At 46.1% G+C, this 16506-nt stretch carries 18 protein-coding genes; all 18 read right to left on the reverse strand.

What is annotated here, in order from left to right:
* Positions 1-106: 106 nt before the first annotated feature.
* A complete protein-coding gene (locus tag NSQ55_RS20720) occupies positions 107-1543 on the reverse strand; it encodes an ATP-binding protein (protein ID WP_076302768.1) in 1437 nt (478 codons plus the stop codon).
* The gene (locus NSQ55_RS20725) at positions 1544-2260 is read right to left on the reverse strand and encodes a response regulator transcription factor (RefSeq protein ID WP_036676174.1); all 717 of its coding nucleotides are present in this window, start codon (positions 2258-2260) and stop codon (positions 1544-1546) included.
* A gap of 76 nt (positions 2261-2336) precedes the next feature.
* Positions 2337-3599 carry a cytochrome c biogenesis protein CcsA gene (gene ccsA, locus NSQ55_RS20730; protein WP_036676173.1) on the reverse strand — a complete coding sequence of 421 codons (1263 nt, stop codon included), beginning with the start codon at positions 3597-3599 and terminating at the stop codon, positions 2337-2339.
* Positions 3596-5281 carry a cytochrome c biogenesis protein ResB gene (locus tag NSQ55_RS20735; protein ID WP_076302769.1) on the reverse strand — a complete coding sequence of 562 codons (1686 nt, stop codon included), beginning with the start codon at positions 5279-5281 and terminating at the stop codon, positions 3596-3598. The genes ccsA and NSQ55_RS20735 overlap by 4 nt, the downstream gene beginning before the upstream one ends.
* Positions 5281-5802, reverse strand: a complete 522-nt coding sequence (locus NSQ55_RS20740) for a redoxin domain-containing protein (RefSeq protein WP_038572444.1) — start codon at positions 5800-5802, stop codon at positions 5281-5283. The genes NSQ55_RS20735 and NSQ55_RS20740 overlap by 1 nt, the downstream gene beginning before the upstream one ends.
* Positions 5803-5922: 120 nt before the next feature.
* The gene (locus NSQ55_RS20745; protein WP_036676166.1) at positions 5923-6681 is read right to left on the reverse strand and encodes a pseudouridine synthase; all 759 of its coding nucleotides are present in this window, start codon (positions 6679-6681) and stop codon (positions 5923-5925) included.
* Positions 6682-6701: 20 nt separating this feature from the next.
* Positions 6702-7046: an N-acetylmuramoyl-L-alanine amidase gene (locus NSQ55_RS20750; protein ID WP_076127466.1), complete on the reverse strand. Its 345-nt coding sequence runs from the start codon at positions 7044-7046 to the stop codon at positions 6702-6704.
* A gap of 60 nt (positions 7047-7106) precedes the next feature.
* Positions 7107-7640, reverse strand: a complete 534-nt coding sequence (locus NSQ55_RS20755; RefSeq protein ID WP_036676158.1) for a spore maturation protein — start codon at positions 7638-7640, stop codon at positions 7107-7109.
* A gap of 7 nt (positions 7641-7647) precedes the next feature.
* Positions 7648-8313 carry a nucleoside recognition domain-containing protein gene (locus NSQ55_RS20760; RefSeq protein ID WP_076127464.1) on the reverse strand — a complete coding sequence of 222 codons (666 nt, stop codon included), beginning with the start codon at positions 8311-8313 and terminating at the stop codon, positions 7648-7650.
* Between the two features lie 36 nt (positions 8314-8349).
* Entirely contained in the window at positions 8350-9549 is a 1200-nt protein-coding gene (locus tag NSQ55_RS20765) for a D-alanyl-D-alanine carboxypeptidase family protein (protein WP_179088156.1), read from the reverse strand.
* Between the two features lie 247 nt (positions 9550-9796).
* Positions 9797-10285, reverse strand: coding sequence for a GerW family sporulation protein (gene ytfJ, locus NSQ55_RS20770; protein ID WP_076127461.1), 489 nt, complete (start codon positions 10283-10285; stop codon positions 9797-9799).
* Between the two features lie 89 nt (positions 10286-10374).
* Positions 10375-11082 carry a DUF2953 domain-containing protein gene (locus tag NSQ55_RS20775; RefSeq protein WP_076127459.1) on the reverse strand — a complete coding sequence of 236 codons (708 nt, stop codon included), beginning with the start codon at positions 11080-11082 and terminating at the stop codon, positions 10375-10377.
* Between the two features lie 181 nt (positions 11083-11263).
* Positions 11264-11866: an SMC-Scp complex subunit ScpB gene (gene scpB, locus NSQ55_RS20780; RefSeq protein ID WP_036676149.1), complete on the reverse strand. Its 603-nt coding sequence runs from the start codon at positions 11864-11866 to the stop codon at positions 11264-11266.
* Complete coding sequence (locus NSQ55_RS20785; protein ID WP_036676147.1) at positions 11835-12626, reverse strand: segregation/condensation protein A; 792 nt, start codon at positions 12624-12626, stop codon at positions 11835-11837. Before NSQ55_RS20785 ends, scpB begins: the two co-directional genes overlap by 32 nt.
* Before the next feature lie 136 nt (positions 12627-12762).
* The gene (gene ribE / locus NSQ55_RS20790) at positions 12763-13230 is read right to left on the reverse strand and encodes a 6,7-dimethyl-8-ribityllumazine synthase (RefSeq protein ID WP_036676377.1); all 468 of its coding nucleotides are present in this window, start codon (positions 13228-13230) and stop codon (positions 12763-12765) included.
* A 36-nt stretch (positions 13231-13266) separates the two neighbouring features.
* Positions 13267-14520 carry a bifunctional 3,4-dihydroxy-2-butanone-4-phosphate synthase/GTP cyclohydrolase II gene (locus NSQ55_RS20795; RefSeq protein ID WP_076127453.1) on the reverse strand — a complete coding sequence of 418 codons (1254 nt, stop codon included), beginning with the start codon at positions 14518-14520 and terminating at the stop codon, positions 13267-13269.
* Positions 14521-14582: 62 nt separating this feature from the next.
* Complete coding sequence (gene ribE / locus NSQ55_RS20800; RefSeq protein ID WP_076127451.1) at positions 14583-15251, reverse strand: riboflavin synthase; 669 nt, start codon at positions 15249-15251, stop codon at positions 14583-14585.
* Between the two features lie 55 nt (positions 15252-15306).
* Complete coding sequence (gene ribD, locus NSQ55_RS20805; protein WP_248548480.1) at positions 15307-16407, reverse strand: bifunctional diaminohydroxyphosphoribosylaminopyrimidine deaminase/5-amino-6-(5-phosphoribosylamino)uracil reductase RibD; 1101 nt, start codon at positions 16405-16407, stop codon at positions 15307-15309.
* Between the last annotated feature and the right edge of the window lie 99 nt (positions 16408-16506).

The raw sequence follows: 16506 nt of genomic DNA on the forward strand, positions 1-16506 counted from the left end.
CAAGCAAAACCTACAAGATATGTTCCACGATGAACAAGATTAATGTGTTTGTTTCAACAAAAAGCACCTCTGCTGTCAGAGGCGCTATCACACATTGTGTTTGGAATTACTGTTTTTCGACAGGAAGTCTTAGCGTAAAGGTTGTACTTTCGCCTAGTTTGCTTGAAGCTGAGATGGTCCCGTGATGCGACTCTACAATATTTTTAACAATCGCAAGTCCAAGTCCCGTTCCACCTGATTCTCCCCGTACACGCGCCTTATCAGCTTTGTAGAAGCGGTCAAATATATACGGCAGATCCTCTGGTGGAATTCCAACCCCTTCATCCTGAATTTTAATCTCAAGATAACGACGGCCTTCTAATACACAAGTTCCTGTATGAACCGTGATTTTTTTGCCACCCTGTGTGTGGCGAAAAGCATTATCGAGTAAATTGGTTAAGACTTGTTCCAGTTTATCCTCATCCGCCGCCTTCAGAACAGCAATATCACTCTCTTGTTGTAAGTGAAGATGGATATCGCGCTCTTTCGCACGTACAGAAAATTTACGGTAGACTCGTTCCAGCAGTTCGTTCATGTCCACCTGAGCTTTCATCATATCCGTATGTCCGGCTTCCATTCGGGCAAGATCAAGCAAATCCTTAACCAGACGCCCCATACGCAGTGATTCGTCATGAATGACCTGGATCAGCTCACTGCTTTCTTCAGGGGATGAAGCCATCCCGTCCAATAAAGCCTCACTGTACCCTTGCATCATCGACAATGGTGTGCGGATTTCATGGGAGACATTAGCTACGAAGTCTCTGCGCATCTTTTCCAGACGCACCTCTTCCGTCACATCCCGCAGTACAGCAACTACTCCCCGGATACTGCCTTCAGAATATAACGGTGCCATATGAACAGACCAGACGCCCTGCCGTACATGTACATTGGAGCGGTCATCGCCACCTTGCTTCAAGGTGCTTAAAAATAAAGGACGCAGGGGAGGAGGAACACTGCTCTCAGCCGTTTCGGGATGGAGCTCAGCATCACTCGCATGTCCCCACTGCAAATCGCTCCAGCTCTCTAGCAGAGCTTGGCCGTGCGGATTGGTCAAAATAATCTGCCCTTCAATGTCAAAGGTGATCACAGCATCGCTCATACTGCGCAGTACGCTAGACAGATGCCCCTTCTCATGATGCAGACTGCGAATGTTCTCTTCAAGCTCCTCAGCCATATGGTTAAAGGAAGTAGCCAACTGGCCAATTTCATCACTTGTGACAAGCGTAAGCCTTGTTCCGTATTCACCCCGTCGAATGTTATTCGCAGCTTCAATGACACGCTGCATCGGCTGAGTAATTTTGGTAAACAAAAACAATGCAAAAAATGTCGTCAAAGAAAATCCGATCATACAAGTATACATAAATAAACGTTTGATATCTCCGGAATTGGCAAAGTTACTGTCTATGTAGGGAAGCAAAAATAACCCCAAGGTAATAAGCACGACAGCGACCAGGCAGATGATCGTAACCCACAGTTTGCCGACAAGACTTCTCCAGAAGTTCACTTATTTAGGTACCTCTAGTTTGTAGCCTACGCCCCATACGGTCGTAATCATCGCTGCAGATTCCGGTGATACTTTATTCAGTTTTTCACGAAGACGTTTTACGTGAGTATCTACAGTACGCAAATCTCCGAAAAATTCATAATTCCAGACATCCTTAAGCAGTTCTTCACGAGAAAATACTTTATCAGGCGAAATAGCCAAATAATGCAGAAGTTCATATTCTTTAGGTGTCAAACTTACTTCTTCACCACCAGCAGTCACACGGTGAGCATCATGCTCAATAATAAGATGAGTAAATACAATGTTATTGCTGGAATTGCTCTCCTTGGACAAGAAAGCAGTCGCCGAAGAACGGCGCATAATAGCCTTCACCCGGTAAATGACTTCACGTGGACTGAAGGGCTTCACAACATAATCGTCTGCGCCCATCTCAAAGCCTTGGACACGGTTGATCTCTTCGCCTTTAGCTGTAAGCATTAAGACCGGTGTTGACTTCACTCCTCTGAGTCTTGTCAGCACTTCCATCCCATCGATGCCAGGCAGCATAACATCCAGCAAAATTAGACCGTAGTCATTTGCTGTTGCTTTACGAAGAGCGATTTCTCCGTCTTCCGCTTCATCGATTTCATAACCTTCTTTTTCAAGATACATCTTTAGCAGGCGGCGAATGCGTTCCTCATCATCCACTACCAGAATTCTGTTTAAATGATCTGCCATTTCACTACAACCCCTTCATCAATACAGTAGAACGTAACCTTTAAACCATTGTGCAACGTTAACAGGTAAACTATGCTCAGTCCGTCCCCGCGTAAGAATGAAGTCCGGCGATGACTAAATTAACGCCAACCAGAGTAAACATTACGACCAGGAAGCCAAGCACAGCCAGCCAGGCAGATTTTCTTCCTTGCCATCCACGAGCCAAACGTAAATGAAGATAAGCGCTATAGAAGAGCCAAGTGACAAGCGCCCAGACTTCCTTAGGGTCCCATCCCCAGAATCTTCCCCAAGCGATTTGCGCCCATATCATTGCAAAGATCAAAGCCCCTAATGTGAAAATAGGAAAGCCAATGGCTATCGCCCTATACGTAATCTCATCTAGATCGCCCTCATCAATTCCGTCCATCACTGGGTGTAAAGCAGTGCCCAGCGGTTTACGTACGATCAAGCGAAGAACTCCGTAGAGGATTAATCCGGAAAGGAGTGACCAAATTACAGTATTAAACTTCCGTCCAGCATTTACACCATTCATCCAAGATGGTGCCTCAAAGAGTGGTTCTTTTATGCCAAGAAACGACTGGAAGCTCTCAATTTCGCTATTGTGAGGTGCCACAATCGGCGGCATTCGATAACTCACTTTCTCTATTGTACTATTTTCCTGCCCGGGGCTGTCAATCGTAACGTTCGGACGGACAAAAACAGTTTCATAGCCTGCTCCGCGGAATGCAAAAACAGAACCCAGAAACCCAATTATAACAATGATTGAAAAGAGAGTAAATTCGACCAGCCTCTGTTGCTTGCGATCCGCCTTCTCTTTACTGGAAAAATTGACTGTTCGCAGCAGATACATCAGTCCCGCCGCAAACCCTACTGCGAAGAAGGATTCACCTAGTGCAGCCAGTGTTACGTGAATCTTTAAGTAGTTCGATTGAAGAGATGGAATCAGCGGCTGTACTTCCTGTGGAAATACTGCGGCATAAGCCATCACAATAATACTGATTGGAACTGCAAAAAGACCCAAGATTACCTTACGATAAATAGCGTACATCACAGTAAAGGCAACCATCACCATCATCGATAAAAAAGTCATGAACTCATACATGTTGCTGACCGGAATATGCCCTGAGCCCGCCCAGCGTGTAAAGAAATAAATAAGATGAAAGATAAGACCTATTGAAGAGAAAATAAAAGCAATTTTGCCCCAACGTGCGGTATGTTCCTCCGGCTTGCGGCCTGACCACTTGCGACCCATGATGGCGATAGTGAATAACATAAACGAACCGCTGTATAATAAAAATGCGGCAATAAAGACAGCGCTGCTGATGTCGAGCAAGCTCATGAAAGGCCTCCTCCATTATCTAATGATTTTTCATCGACTACCAGATCTACTTTTTCTAAAATAGAAACGATCTCACGGCGGAACCCGAACCAGTTCTTGTTCGTATGTCCTCCGAGGATAAGCTCCCCGTTAGCAACGGTAAGCCAAATACGTCTATGCTGCCAGTAGAAGCCAAGCACTAAACCCAGCATCACGATTGCTGCACCTAGCCATACAAACGGCATTGCACGATCAATACGTATATTCAAGTAAGTAGTCGATTCCGAAAAATCAACGTCGCTCATGTTGTCCACTTCAAGCTCAAGAAATCTATTGCTCCCGCCAAGCTTATCGTTAATGGCAGCCTGTTGAAACTGCGCCTTATCCACCTGTTTAGGAAAATAGAAATACTGCTGCCCTTCCGCCGGGAGATCCGGACCTTGTATCAGGAACAAAAAAGCAGGTGCATTCGGATAAGGTGATTTGGAAATCGGCTGACCCTCCTCATTTAGACCAAAATCCATATACTTTTCTTTCAAAGTTAAAGTATAAGGACCCGCCTGAATTGCCCGCTGAGGGTTCTTCATGTCCAGCTTAAATTTGCCGTACGCCTCGCCAGTGGTGGAATTCTTAAGCTCAGGCTGTACCGAACGCAGCACAGGGGTCAGATCATAATCAAACTGATACGCTTTCAATCCTTTATAATCCAAAGGTGAATTTACTTGGATATCATGTTTCGTCACCTCGGATAGCTGCGGTTCCTTCAAAGGGTCTCCACAATCCGCGGTGCATTCATAAAGCACAGCTTGGGTCTGGAATAGCTTTGGAAGTATTTTTTTGCCGCGAAATTCCTCAGGCATCTCTTCCTCCGTATAAAACTCCACGGTAAATTTCTCATTTTTCAAATAATAGGTGGTGTCCGGAATCTGTGTGATCTCCCCTTGCGGGAAAGCAAGATGCTGATCCATGTTCAGTCCCGGCAATCCTCTTGCTAATACAGCAAGTAAAAAAATAATTAAGCCAATATGTATTACATATGGTCCCCAGCGGCTGAAGCGATGTTTCTCTGCCAGCAGAGCCCCTCCATCCGTCTTCACGCGATAGCCCTTTTTACGCATAGGCTGAATTACCCGGGCTACCCAAGCTTCTGGTTCCTCTTGTACTTCAGTCACTAACACAGCTTTTTGCCGAGTTAAGAACTGACGATGTTTCCGAATCTTCTGTCTGGTTAAGGCCTTATAGAGCGGAAGTACTCGATCCAAGCTACAGATCACAAGTGAAGCGCCGATCATTACGAGTAGAGTTACAAACCACCAGGATTCATATGTATGTGAAAGTCCAAGTTTGTGATAAATATATCCGGCTGTTCCGTACTCTTGCTTGTAATAAACTGAGGCATCAATATTAAGAAAAGTACTCTCCTGCGGGAAAATCGTCCCCAGCATAGAGCCTATAAGTGTCAACACGATCAGATAGATCGCTATTTTGACGGAAGAGAAAAAATTCCACACCCGATCAATAATCCCCGGGTTAACGCGCTGAGATCGGCGAGCTACGCCATCGTAACGCATTTCCAAATTCTCGCCCCAGTCTGATTCCTTCCCCAACGGCTTCCCGCATGCTTCGCATAAAACAGTACCTACAGGGTTCTGGTGACCACATTCACATTTGGTATTGGTTATAAATGCCTCGCGTTCACTCATCAATCCACCAGCTTCCCAATTTGATCATCAAGTGAATTCAAATCAAGCTGGCCGATATGAATGTTGTCAATTTTACCCTTGGAATTAATGAATAAGGTAGTTGGCAGCGGAGAAATACCATAACTTCGTACAGCATCACGTCCAGTGTCCATCAAAATCGGAAAATCGATGTTTACCTGCTTCACAAAATTCTCGACAGTCATCCGGTCTTCGCCCACATTAATGCCTAAGACCACTACGTCTTTGTCCTTCCATTTCTCCCATTGCGCTTGGAGAGCCGGCATTTCTTTGACACAAGGTGCACACCAAGAGCCCCAGAAATTAAGCACAATAGTCTTGCCCTTATATTCGTCTAGGGTATGAGCCAGACCGTCAAGCCCAAGCAAATCAAAGGAAGGTGCTTTGCTCCCTTCCTCTGGTTTGCCGCTTCCCCCAAATACAGAGGAACCGATGGCATAACCGCCCACTATAACAATTAGAAACAGAATCACGATTTGAATTGGTTTTCTTGCTTTACCCACACGTAAAGCCCCCTTCTGTGACGCAACTCATACTTATGTTGTAAGGTGTGAACATCCTATGAACATTATAGCGAATTTCGTCACAGCTTTAGGGGGTTTAATTGTGAATATTCTGTGTCTTTATGACTCTTTACGTGGAGTTCTTTCTTTAAGCAATCCTGCTTTGGCAATTTGCTGCAGATGGTTAATTTCATCCTTGGTCAAATGACGGTAAGAGCCACGTTTGAGATTTTGCAGCATAATATCCCCGAATGAAATCCGTTTCAGACGGAGTACGGGGTGTGAAATCGCATCAAACATGCGTCGTACCTGACGGTTACGTCCCTCGTGAATCGTGATGCTGATAACCGCTTCCTTATTTGCCTCATCAATATCCTTGTACTCTACTTCCGCAGGCGCTGTCATGCCATCTTCCAGCTTGATGCCAGCTTTCAGCTTGTCCAATGCAGTGCCATGCGGTATACCCTTGACCGTAGCATGATACGTCTTAGGTACATGATGCTTCGGATGAGTCAGCAAGTTAGCAAAGTCCCCATCATTCGTCAGCAGCAGCAAACCTTCCGTATCGTAATCGAGCCGGCCTACAGGGTAAACCCGTTCAGTAATTCCTTTTAGGTAGTCAGTTACAACCTTACGACCTTTTGGATCGGAAGCGCTTGTGATTACTCCCTTAGGTTTGTTGAACATAATATAGATTTTGTTCTCGCCCCGGATCAGTCTACCGGAAACTTTAATAATATCTGTTGCGGGGTCCACCTTCGTGCCAAGCGTAGTTACGAGTTCCCCGTTGACTTCCACTTTACCGGCCAAAATCATTTCTTCACACTTGCGTCTGGACGCCACACCGGCCTGCGCCAAAATTTTCTGTAATCTTTCCATATTCGACTAGTCACCTCAGATCAATGATAACCATCAGAGGGATAAATCACAAGTTCATTCCAAGGAAAAAATGCTCCTGGGCAGGAATTATTGTGGGGTTCGATGATTAAAGGGGAGATTTGGTAGCGTTCTACTAATTCTAAAACGAGTTTAGCCGTTGCAAAAAGCTGCTCCTGCCTTCCGGATATTGGAGGATCGCCCACTTTCTTACCAAAATCACCTTCCAAACAAATATGAATATACTCCGGATCTGTCAGTAGCGGTGCTGCATAAATTGCGCCATCCACTCCTACCCAGAAGTCAAAACCTTTACCGTTAATGGATGTGCAGCTAGAATGATGCAGAATAAAGCCTTTATAGTTCATTGCGGAATGCCCCCCTCCACATTGCTGCAATAGCATATGTTCAGGGGGGCAATGGGGTGACTATCCAAATAATAGCAAACACACAGCGATCGCGGCGACAAAGCCGACAACATCGGAGAACAGGCCAACCTTAAGCGCATAACGGCCATTCCGTACGCCTACAGCTCCAAAGTAAACGGTCAAAACATAAAGCGTAGTATCTGTGCTCCCCTGTATGGTGGAAGCAATCATACCAATTAAAGAATCCGGGCCATGCACACGGATTAGATCCGTAGTGTAAGCAAGCGACCCAGTCCCCGTAAGCGGCCGCAGAAGACCAAGCGGCAATACTTCTGCCGGAACACCAAGCCCCCGCAGGGCTGGGGATATGAAGCCCATAAAAAAATCCAGCGCACCGGAAGCGCGAAAAACGCTGATCGCAACCAGCATCCCCACAAGATGGGGAATAATCGCAATGGCCGTGCCAAACCCATCTTTCGCACCTTCAACAAAGGATTCGTAGACTGGCACTTTGCGCGTAAAAGCATAGAGCGGGATGAACGTGATCATGACCGGAATCGCCCATGCCGATATGAGACTGATAAACTGGTACAAATCACGTTCACCCTTTCAATGAGGAATTAGGGAGTGTTGTCTTCGCCAAAGGAGGAACCCCGGACTTTGCTGAAGGGGGCTTCGGCGGTTTGCGCAATAAAGTCAACCTTCGGAAAAACCGGTCTGCCGCAATCGCTGCAAGTGTAGCCACGGCCGTTGCTGCAAGTGTTGTACCTACTATGCCTGCGGGATCGGCTGAACCATAGTTTAACCGGATGGCAATCAGTGTGGCCGGGATAAGCGTAATGCTTGCTGTGTTAAGCGCTAGAAGAGTACACATGGCTGGTGTCGCGGTCTCTTTATCAGGGTTGAGCTTTTGCAGCTCCTGCATCGCCTTGATGCCCATTGGCGTTGCGGCATTGCCTAGTCCGAGCAGATTAGCACTCATATTGGAGAGAATATATCCTATGGCAGGATGCCCTTTCGGCACATCAGGGAATAAAAAAGCTACGACAGGGCCAAGCACCTTGGCAATCTTTTTAAGCAAACCTGCATCTTCTGCTATCTTCATAATCCCAAGCCAGAACACAAGCACACTGATTAAGCCAAAACTTACCGTTACCCCACTCTTGGCTCCGTCGAATACGGCGGCTGTAAACTCATCCATTCTGCCGTTAACGGCGGCGAACAGAAAACCGATGATGATCATTCCTAGCCAAATCCCGTTAATCATGGATACGCCTCCTTCTTCATTCATCAGCCCATTTTCTTATTTCGAACTCGCTCCCATTTCAAATAGAGCCTTCAGTGCACTGCCCAGCGCCTGGAACCAATTATTTGCCGGGTAAGCCTGTGCTAGTGTGGGACTGTACTTTTTCATATAAGCAGATTGCTCAGGAGGCAGGTTCTCAGGAGTATACACCGGCACGCGACCTATTTCTTTTCCGCCCAGCTCCAGCACAAGCGCTCCTTGCAATCCAAAATTCGCTCGTGTAGCTTCGGCTGAAGCACTTTCCTTCTGATTTAAAACAAGTTTCGTGATCACTCTATTTTGTTCACCTTGTCCAAGTGGATAAGCAAAGGTTTTGGAGGTTACAAAGTTATAGCCCGACACGGCATCACCACGTTCGATCAGTGTTTTGAGCGGATAGTGATTAAACCCGAAGTTTAGCAGGGAAGCATGATCATTCCAGTCATCGCCGTCATTTATAGTAACTGCGACAAGCTGCTGGCCGTTTCTGGTGGCAGAGCTGACAAGGCAGCGCAGTGCTTTTTTGGTATAACCTGTCTTTACACCGTCCGCTCCCTCGTATAAATACAGCATCTTATTTTTGTTTCTCCATTTGTAATCCCATTTCTCATTTGGATTGTCTGCAGTTTTCTCCTGCGTCTTCACAATTTCTTTAAATACAGGATTATGAAGAGCATAAGCGGTCAGAACAGCCAAGTCGTTAGCACTAGAATAATGCCCTTCAGCGTCAAGACCATGGGGATTAGCAAAATGAGTATGGGTTAGCCCTAGCTCCTCAGCCTTAGCGTTCATAAGGTATACAAAACCTTCCTCAGAACCACCGATATGCTCAGCGATCGCCGTTGCTGCATCATTCCCTGAGCGCAGCATCAGGCCATACAGCATATTTTCCAGCGTCATCTCTTCTCCCTGCTGCAAGTAAATAGAAGAGCCTTCTTTCGCATAGGCATTTTTTCCTACTTTGACTTTAGAGGCTAAATCACCATTCTCAATGGCGACGAGGGCGGTCATAATTTTGGTCAAGCTGGCAATAAGCATAGGCTCATCCCCACGGCTGCTGTACAAAATACGCCCAGATTCCACATCAATCAGTGCCGCTGCTCTTGCATGTGTAGAGATAGAGCTGTTCTCGGCCTGAATTGAAGATAGCGGCGCCAGAAGCAGCAGCGAAAGGCACAATATTAAGGCGAATGGCCATTTACGGGTTATTGTCTTCATGTTCATCCTCCGGCTTCTTATCGGATCTTAAGTAAAAGTGTTTATGTTGTACAAGTGTATGCGGACCAGCCTTAGGGTATGTCCACTCCTTGGGATGTTCCACACAAAATATCCCCACAACGTGAGGCTTTGCTTCGATACATTCTCAGGTAATTTGGGGATCAAAATATACTTTCTGACACGTCAAAAAAGGGACACCGCCTGTGTATGGCGATATCCCCGAGGCTATTTGTAGAATTATGTGTACCTAATGAGTTGAAGATTGAGATGTACTTGGATCGGTTTTAACAGGTGCTGCTGCCGGTGTGGCAGGTGTTGGCGGCGTTTGAGCTGCAGCATTACCGGTTTGGAACATCGTTTGAATTTTGTCGATGAGCCCTGGTGTTGCATCGATGATTTTTTCGAATAGGTGAGTTTGATTGTCCAGAGGGACAATATTCACTCCATCCTTACCTACCACTAAAAAAGCGATCGGTCGAATGGAGACGCCTCCCCCGCTACCTCCACCAAATGGAAGCATTTTGACTCCACCTTGGGAGCTTGAACCACTTATAGAATCTTCTACTCGATAATCACTACCACCAGCAGCAAATCCAAAGGCAACTTTACTGATAGGCAGGATAATGCTGCCGTCAGGGGTTTGTACTGGATCACCGACAATGGTATTCACATCTACCATACCCTTGATATTTTCCATCGCTGTTTGCATTAGGCCTTGAATAGGATGGTCGCTCATATTGTTTCCTCCTTTAATTGAGTACGATTTCTCTTTCTTCTACAGCGTATATCATCCCCACATCCGCCCATTTGTATGTAACTTTCATTTTAAACTTTCCCGTGTGGCTCCTGACGCATCTGTTTCAGCAGATTTCTCCAATGGCCGATCCCGCCTTTTTCACGCAAGACACGCCGAGATAGTCGCATTAAGGCATACAAAGTATAGCCGACTGACATTTTCCCCTTACAGACAAACTCCATTGCAAAACAAAGCTCATCTTCAAAAACAGGCTTAACAAAAATTCGAGGATGCTGCTGCAATTTCACCCACTGCGAAATAAAACCAACAATACTCCATTTCAGGCCCCAAACCGCTCCCGATGCGGTCGCAGTGTCTGCTGCATCACCAAGAGAGAAATCGGTGGACCAATCGAGCTTTGATATTTTGACATGAGCTACAGTCTCTTTTAACCATTCCTTCAAGCCGCGTGTAGATTTCACAGCTTGGTTAACATTGGCGCGCCAGTGCATTACTCTTTCTTTATCAAATATCTCTTCTTTTACGGTATCTACACCTGTCGTCGCAGTCCCTGTCTCTTTAAACTTTCCCCACACACCCTGCTCCAATCCCTTAAAGACCAATTGGGGAAGTTCATAGTGAAGCTTTATCAAACCAAAAAGAGAGGTAACATCTAATTCGAGCAGGTCATTTTTTCCATGTTTATAACACCGTATGCGGAAATCGATAGATGAAGACAGGACCAGGATCAGTGCCAGTACAAGCAAAACAAGGGGAATTGCAAGCCATAACGTCACGTATTTACCTCCAAGAAACCTTAATAATGGGAACCTTTGGTTTAGTATGGCAATTTAAGCTGGAAAAAATTCGGGGTTTGCATAAAAAATATGAGTTTAAATAAAAATAGGGACTGTCCCAAACCACATAAATGGTTTAAGGGCAGTCCCTTCAATACAATTATTAGCGTTCTCGTACGAACTAAGGCAGCTCGACATCCTCAAAAGTCATTTGAGTATCCAGCTTATTGAACAATAGCTGTGTCTCTTCTTCCAAATTATCCGTGGACTCAAAATTTGTCGGTTCCGGCAGATCCTTTAGACTGGCAAGACCAAAGCTCTCCAAGAAGGATTTAGTCGTCCCGTACAAAATTGGCCGGCCTACCGCTTCCGCACGACCAACCTCATGAATCAAATCCTTGTTATTCAGCGTATGAATTGCGCGTTCCGACTTCACACCTCGGATCTCTTCAATCTCCACCCGCGTAATCGGTTGGCGATAAGCCACGATTGCGAGAGTCTCTAAGGCAGCCTGAGACAAGGTTGATCTGGATGGTGAATAGGCCAGACGCTCAAAATAGTGGGCATGATCAGGCAATGTAGCCAGCCGATAATTCCCGGCAATTTGCACTACCTGTAAGCCCCGCTCCTGTGCTACATAATCTTCTTTTAGTTCCTCTAAGGCTCCGGCCGCAAGCTCTGGGCGCTGTTCCGTAATTTCAGCCACTTGGCGTACGGAGATTCCCTCATCCCCTGATAGAAACAGCAGGCCTTCAATAATCGATTTCAGCGTTTTGTAATCCATTGAAGTGTTCTCCTCCTCTCCACTCCATTACGATGTCATCAAACAATTTCTCTTGGTAGCAAAAAATCGCCTTCATTTTCATCAGTTCCAGAATCGCAAGAAAAGTAACTACGATTTCGTGCCGTGCCATTTCATCGTGAAGCAGTGCCGAGAAATGCAGCTTACCGCCTGTTCCTCTGCGCTGCAGCGCATCTGATACATCACGTATACGATCTTTTACCGATATTTCATCCCGGGTGATCCGCTGGTAAGAAGACCTTCTGGCAGCCTTACTTAGCGCTTTACGAAAAGCGGCTATTAAGTCTGAGGTATGTAGTCCTTTTAGCGTTTGATCAATCTCTTCTGGCACGAATGGACCCAAATCCTCAGGCTCCTTCGTAAAAATCAAGCTCCGCTCGCTCTCCATATCCATTAAATGTACAGCAATACTCTTGAACTTACGATACTCAATCAGTCGCTGAACAAGTTCAGCTCGTGGATCAAATTCATCCTCTTCGTAATATTCAAAATCATCGATCTCAATGACCGGTGGTTTGGGCAGCAATAGCTTGCTCTTTATAGATAAAAGGGTAGCGGCCATCACGAGAAATTCACTCGTAATATCCAATTCAAGCTCCTGCATGCTACGCAGGTATTCCATATACTGTTCGGTGATCTCGGCGACCGGAATGTCCTGGATGTCGATTTCCGCCTTATCAATTAAATGCAAGAGCAGATCCAGCGGACCTTCAAACGTCTCCAGCTTGTACAATACAGTCACGAAGCATCCTCCCGCCAAAAAAAGTAAAGTGCAGCGCCCGTCTGGACGCTACACAAGTAGAAAGGGCTCTTATAATCCATGCTTTCTTCTTATACTATAAATAAGCACGAATTCGACTGATTCGTCAATAGCTGACTTACTTAAACAGTTTGTTAAGATTCGCCATTTCAATCGCAGCAGTCGCAGCATCCCAGCCTTTATTGCCTGCTTTGGTTCCTGAACGCTCGATGGCCTGTTCAATATTTTCAGTAGTGACTACGCCAAAAATGGTCGGCACGCCGGTCTTAAGATTGATAGCGGCTACTCCTTTGGCAACTTCATTACATACATAATCATAGTGTGTAGTGGAACCACGGATAACCGTTCCTAAGGTGATTACAGCGTCGTATTTGCCGCTTTCAGCCATTTTTTGCGCGATCAACGGAATTTCAAATACCCCTGGAACCCAAGCAACATCCACTTCATCATCACCAACACCATGGCGTTTAAAGGCATCAAGTGCACCTGACAAAAGCTTGCTGGTAATAAATTCATTAAAACGTCCTACAACAACTCCGTATTTTAACCCCTCAGAAACTAAGTGACCTTCTAAATATTTCGGCATATCCATCATCTACCCTTCGTTTTTTATAATGTATGGTTAAGCTTTCGAATCCTCATTTTGTTCAATATCGTCAAAAGACAGCATATGTCCAAGCTTCGCTTGCTTCGTGTGGAGATAATTGGTGTTGTCCTTGTTCTCCGGCATTTGTATCGGCACGCGCTCAACGACTTCCAACCCATAACCCTCCAGCCCTTTGATCTTACGCGGGTTGTTCGTGAGCAGACGGATTTGGCGCACACCCAGATCCTTCAGAATCTGTGCTCCAATTCCATAGTCACGCAGATCTGCTGGAAAACCAAGCTTTAGATTCGCATCTACAGTGTCAAGACCTTCCTCTTGCAGCTTGTAAGCCCGAAGCTTATTGATAAGGCCAATGCCTCTGCCTTCTTGGCGCATATAGAGTAACACGCCCCTACCGGCAGTTTCGATCTGCCGCAGTGCAGCTTCAAATTGCGGGCCGCAATCACAGCGATGGGAGTGGAATACATCACCAGTCAGGCATTCGGAATGTACACGTACAAGCACTGGCTCATCGCCGGAAATATCGCCTTTTACCAAAGCTACATGCTCTTTATCATCCACTTCATTTGTATAAGCAATGGTCTGGAAATCTCCAAAATCGGTAGGAAGTCGTACAGACACTTCGCGTGTGACGAGTTGTTCTTTTTCGTTGCGATAATGAATAAGATCCTTGATACTGATCAGCTTAAGATCATGCTTGCGGGCAATTTCGATTAGATCAGGTAAGCGGGCCATTGAGCCATCTTCCTTGATAATCTCGCAAATGACACTGGCTGGATAAGCGCCACACATCCGCGCTAGATCAACAGCAGCCTCCGTATGTCCGGAGCGGCGCAGAACGCCACCTTTTTTCGCAATCAGCGGGAACATATGCCCCGGTCTGCGGAAATCAGCAGGTTTCGCTTTTGGATCAATCATGGCTTTAACGGTCAAAGATCTTTCCCCCGCAGAGATCCCAGTGGTTGTATCTTTATGGTCAACAGATACGGTAAAAGCCGTACCGTGATTATCGGTATTGTGGGTTACCATAGCTTGCAGTTCAAGTTCTGCCGCACGCTCCTGGGTAATAGGCATACAAACCAATCCACGTCCCTCAGTAATCATAAAATTGATGACCTCTGGTGTCGCACGTTCAGCAAGGGCTATAAAATCCCCTTCATTCTCACGATCTTCATCATCCACTACAATGATGACTTTACCGCGCATTAAGTCATATATTGCTTCTTCAATCGGATCCAAGACACTTTCCTTTTTCGATTGCTCGCTCATGATCCTATCCTCCTAAAAGCTTTACGAAAGATTATTCCCTTCTTCGTAAGCAAACTCTTTATTTAAACAAACCCGTTCGCCGCCAAAAAATCATGACTAATCCCGGAGCGGCTCTCGCCTTCCTCATCTTGGGCGGCTGAGCCATAATGCAATAAATGATCTACATATTTGCCAAGTACGTCACACTCGATATTCACACTATCCCCGGCCCGTTTGTGCGTCAGAACTGTTTCCCCTAACGTATGCGGAATAATGGACACTGCAAGCGATGTTGCTGTAGTCTTCACTACAGTTAAACTAATGCCGTCGATCGTGATCGATCCCTTGGGGATAATATATTTAAATAGTGATTTACGATCCGGTGCAATCTCGAATACAACAGCATTCTGATCACGTTTTACACTTTTAATAATGGCAGTGCCATCAACATGTCCTTGGACAATATGCCCTCCAAAACGCCCGCCGGCTGCCATCGCTCGTTCCAGATTCATCCGGCTGCCGGGCTTCAGCTCCTTCAGATTGCTATTCCGGTAGGTCTGCGGCATTACATCCACTGTAAAGGAATGATCGCCCAAAGTTGTCGCCGTGAGACAAACCCCATTGACGGACACACTGTCACCGATTTTTAGATCATCCATGATGACCGAAGCGGCAATATTCAGCACCATCATTTCCCCACCGGCGGAGACACTGCGCAAAACACCAACCTCTTCAATTAATCCGGTGAACATGATATCCCTCCTAAAAAGCATTACTTCCTCAAATTCACTTCTTGCATAGCTTTTGTTAGCGTACCGGAGTACCGCTGATACATACATTATCTCCTAGCACTTTTACTTCCAATCCTTCAAGTGAGATCGCATCCTTCATCAGCTCTACACCCGGAAATACGAAAGTCCCTTTCGCTTCTGCACCACCGCCGACAATTTTTGGAGCGAAGAAAAGAATCACACGATCCACTAGCCCGCTCTCCAGCATCGCACCATTCAGCGTCCCCCCGCCTTCCAGTAAAATAGAGCCAATTTCCATTTCGCCAAGGGATATCATGGCCGCCTTCAGATCCACTCTTGGACCTGCTCCGCACACAACGATTTGAACGCCTGCTTCCAGCAGTGCAGCCTTCTTAGCAGGATCTGCAGCATCGGTTGTTACAATAAGTGTAGGCGCTAGACCATCACATACAACTGCCGAATCCAGAGGAATACGTAGCCCGGAATCAATGATGATCCGCGTCGGGTTAATGCCAGGCACTTCTGTTCTTGTTGTCAGAGAGGGATTATCAGCAATCACTGTATTCACACCGACCATGATGCCCTGATGCCGATGCCGCAGCGTATGTACGATCTCCCGCGCTTCCCCATTCGAAATCCATTTACTGTCACCAGATTTGGTAGCTAGATTGCCATCAAGTGTACTTGCACTCTTCAGCGTAACAAAAGGTTGTTTTGTCAAAATATATTTGATAAAACGCTCATTCAATCGAAGCGCGCGATCACGCAACAAACCTACTTCGACCTCAATCCCTTGGTCACGCAGCATTTGGATTCCTCTTCCTGCCACCTGGGGGTTGGGGTCTTCACAAGCAACTACAACCCTAGCTACCCCTTCATCGATCAGCCTTTGGCTGCAAGGTGGAGTTTTTCCATAATGGCTGCACGGTTCTAGTGTGACATATGCCGTACTACCCTGTGCCTGCCCAGCTGCCATATTCAAGGCGTGCACCTCGGCATGCCCCGTACCTCGCTGTAAATGAGTTCCGAGTCCAATCATTGCTCCATTCTTCACCACAACGCAGCCAACAACAGGGTTAATTCCCGTCTGTCCTTGGGCACGTTCGGCCATGTCCAGTGCTAGCGACATATAAAACTCATCATTCATGTTGTCCATCTCTTCCTCCTATCCACTGCTGTCAATTCTTAAGCTAAAAAAACAGAAAAACCCATCTCATTCTCCAGGAGGAGTTCAAGATGGGTTATGCGAGAGTTC

This window comes from Paenibacillus sp. FSL H7-0943 (assembly GCF_037963265.1).
Lineage (GTDB): Bacteria > Bacillota > Bacilli > Paenibacillales > Paenibacillaceae > Paenibacillus_AQ > Paenibacillus_AQ odorifer.

Bases quoted from the DNA above. Each gene is read 5' to 3' on its own strand.
- ccsA (WP_036676173.1), bottom strand. From the start codon at position 3,599: ATGAGCTTGCTCGACATCAGCAGCGCTGTCTTTATTGCCGCATTTTTA.
- NSQ55_RS20750 (WP_076127466.1), bottom strand. From the start codon at position 7,046: ATGAACTATAAAGGCTTTATTCTGCATCATTCTAGCTGCACATCCATT.
- NSQ55_RS20745 (WP_036676166.1), bottom strand. From the start codon at position 6,681: ATGGAAAGATTACAGAAAATTTTGGCGCAGGCCGGTGTGGCGTCCAGA.
- NSQ55_RS20725 (WP_036676174.1), bottom strand. From the start codon at position 2,260: ATGGCAGATCATTTAAACAGAATTCTGGTAGTGGATGATGAGGAACGC.
- ribE (WP_076127451.1), bottom strand. From the start codon at position 15,251: ATGTTCACCGGATTAATTGAAGAGGTTGGTGTTTTGCGCAGTGTCTCC.
- NSQ55_RS20795 (WP_076127453.1), bottom strand. From the start codon at position 14,520: ATGAGCGAGCAATCGAAAAAGGAAAGTGTCTTGGATCCGATTGAAGAA.
- NSQ55_RS20765 (WP_179088156.1), bottom strand. From the start codon at position 9,549: ATGAAGACAATAACCCGTAAATGGCCATTCGCCTTAATATTGTGCCTT.
- scpB (WP_036676149.1), bottom strand. From the start codon at position 11,866: ATGGATTACAAAACGCTGAAATCGATTATTGAAGGCCTGCTGTTTCTA.
- NSQ55_RS20760 (WP_076127464.1), bottom strand. From the start codon at position 8,313: ATGATTAACGGGATTTGGCTAGGAATGATCATCATCGGTTTTCTGTTC.
- NSQ55_RS20735 (WP_076302769.1), bottom strand. From the start codon at position 5,281: ATGAGTGAACGCGAGGCATTTATAACCAATACCAAATGTGAATGTGGT.
- ytfJ (WP_076127461.1), bottom strand. From the start codon at position 10,285: ATGAGCGACCATCCTATTCAAGGCCTAATGCAAACAGCGATGGAAAAT.
- ribD (WP_248548480.1), bottom strand. From the start codon at position 16,407: ATGGACAACATGAATGATGAGTTTTATATGTCGCTAGCACTGGACATG.
- ribE (WP_036676377.1), bottom strand. From the start codon at position 13,230: ATGCCGAAATATTTAGAAGGTCACTTAGTTTCTGAGGGGTTAAAATAC.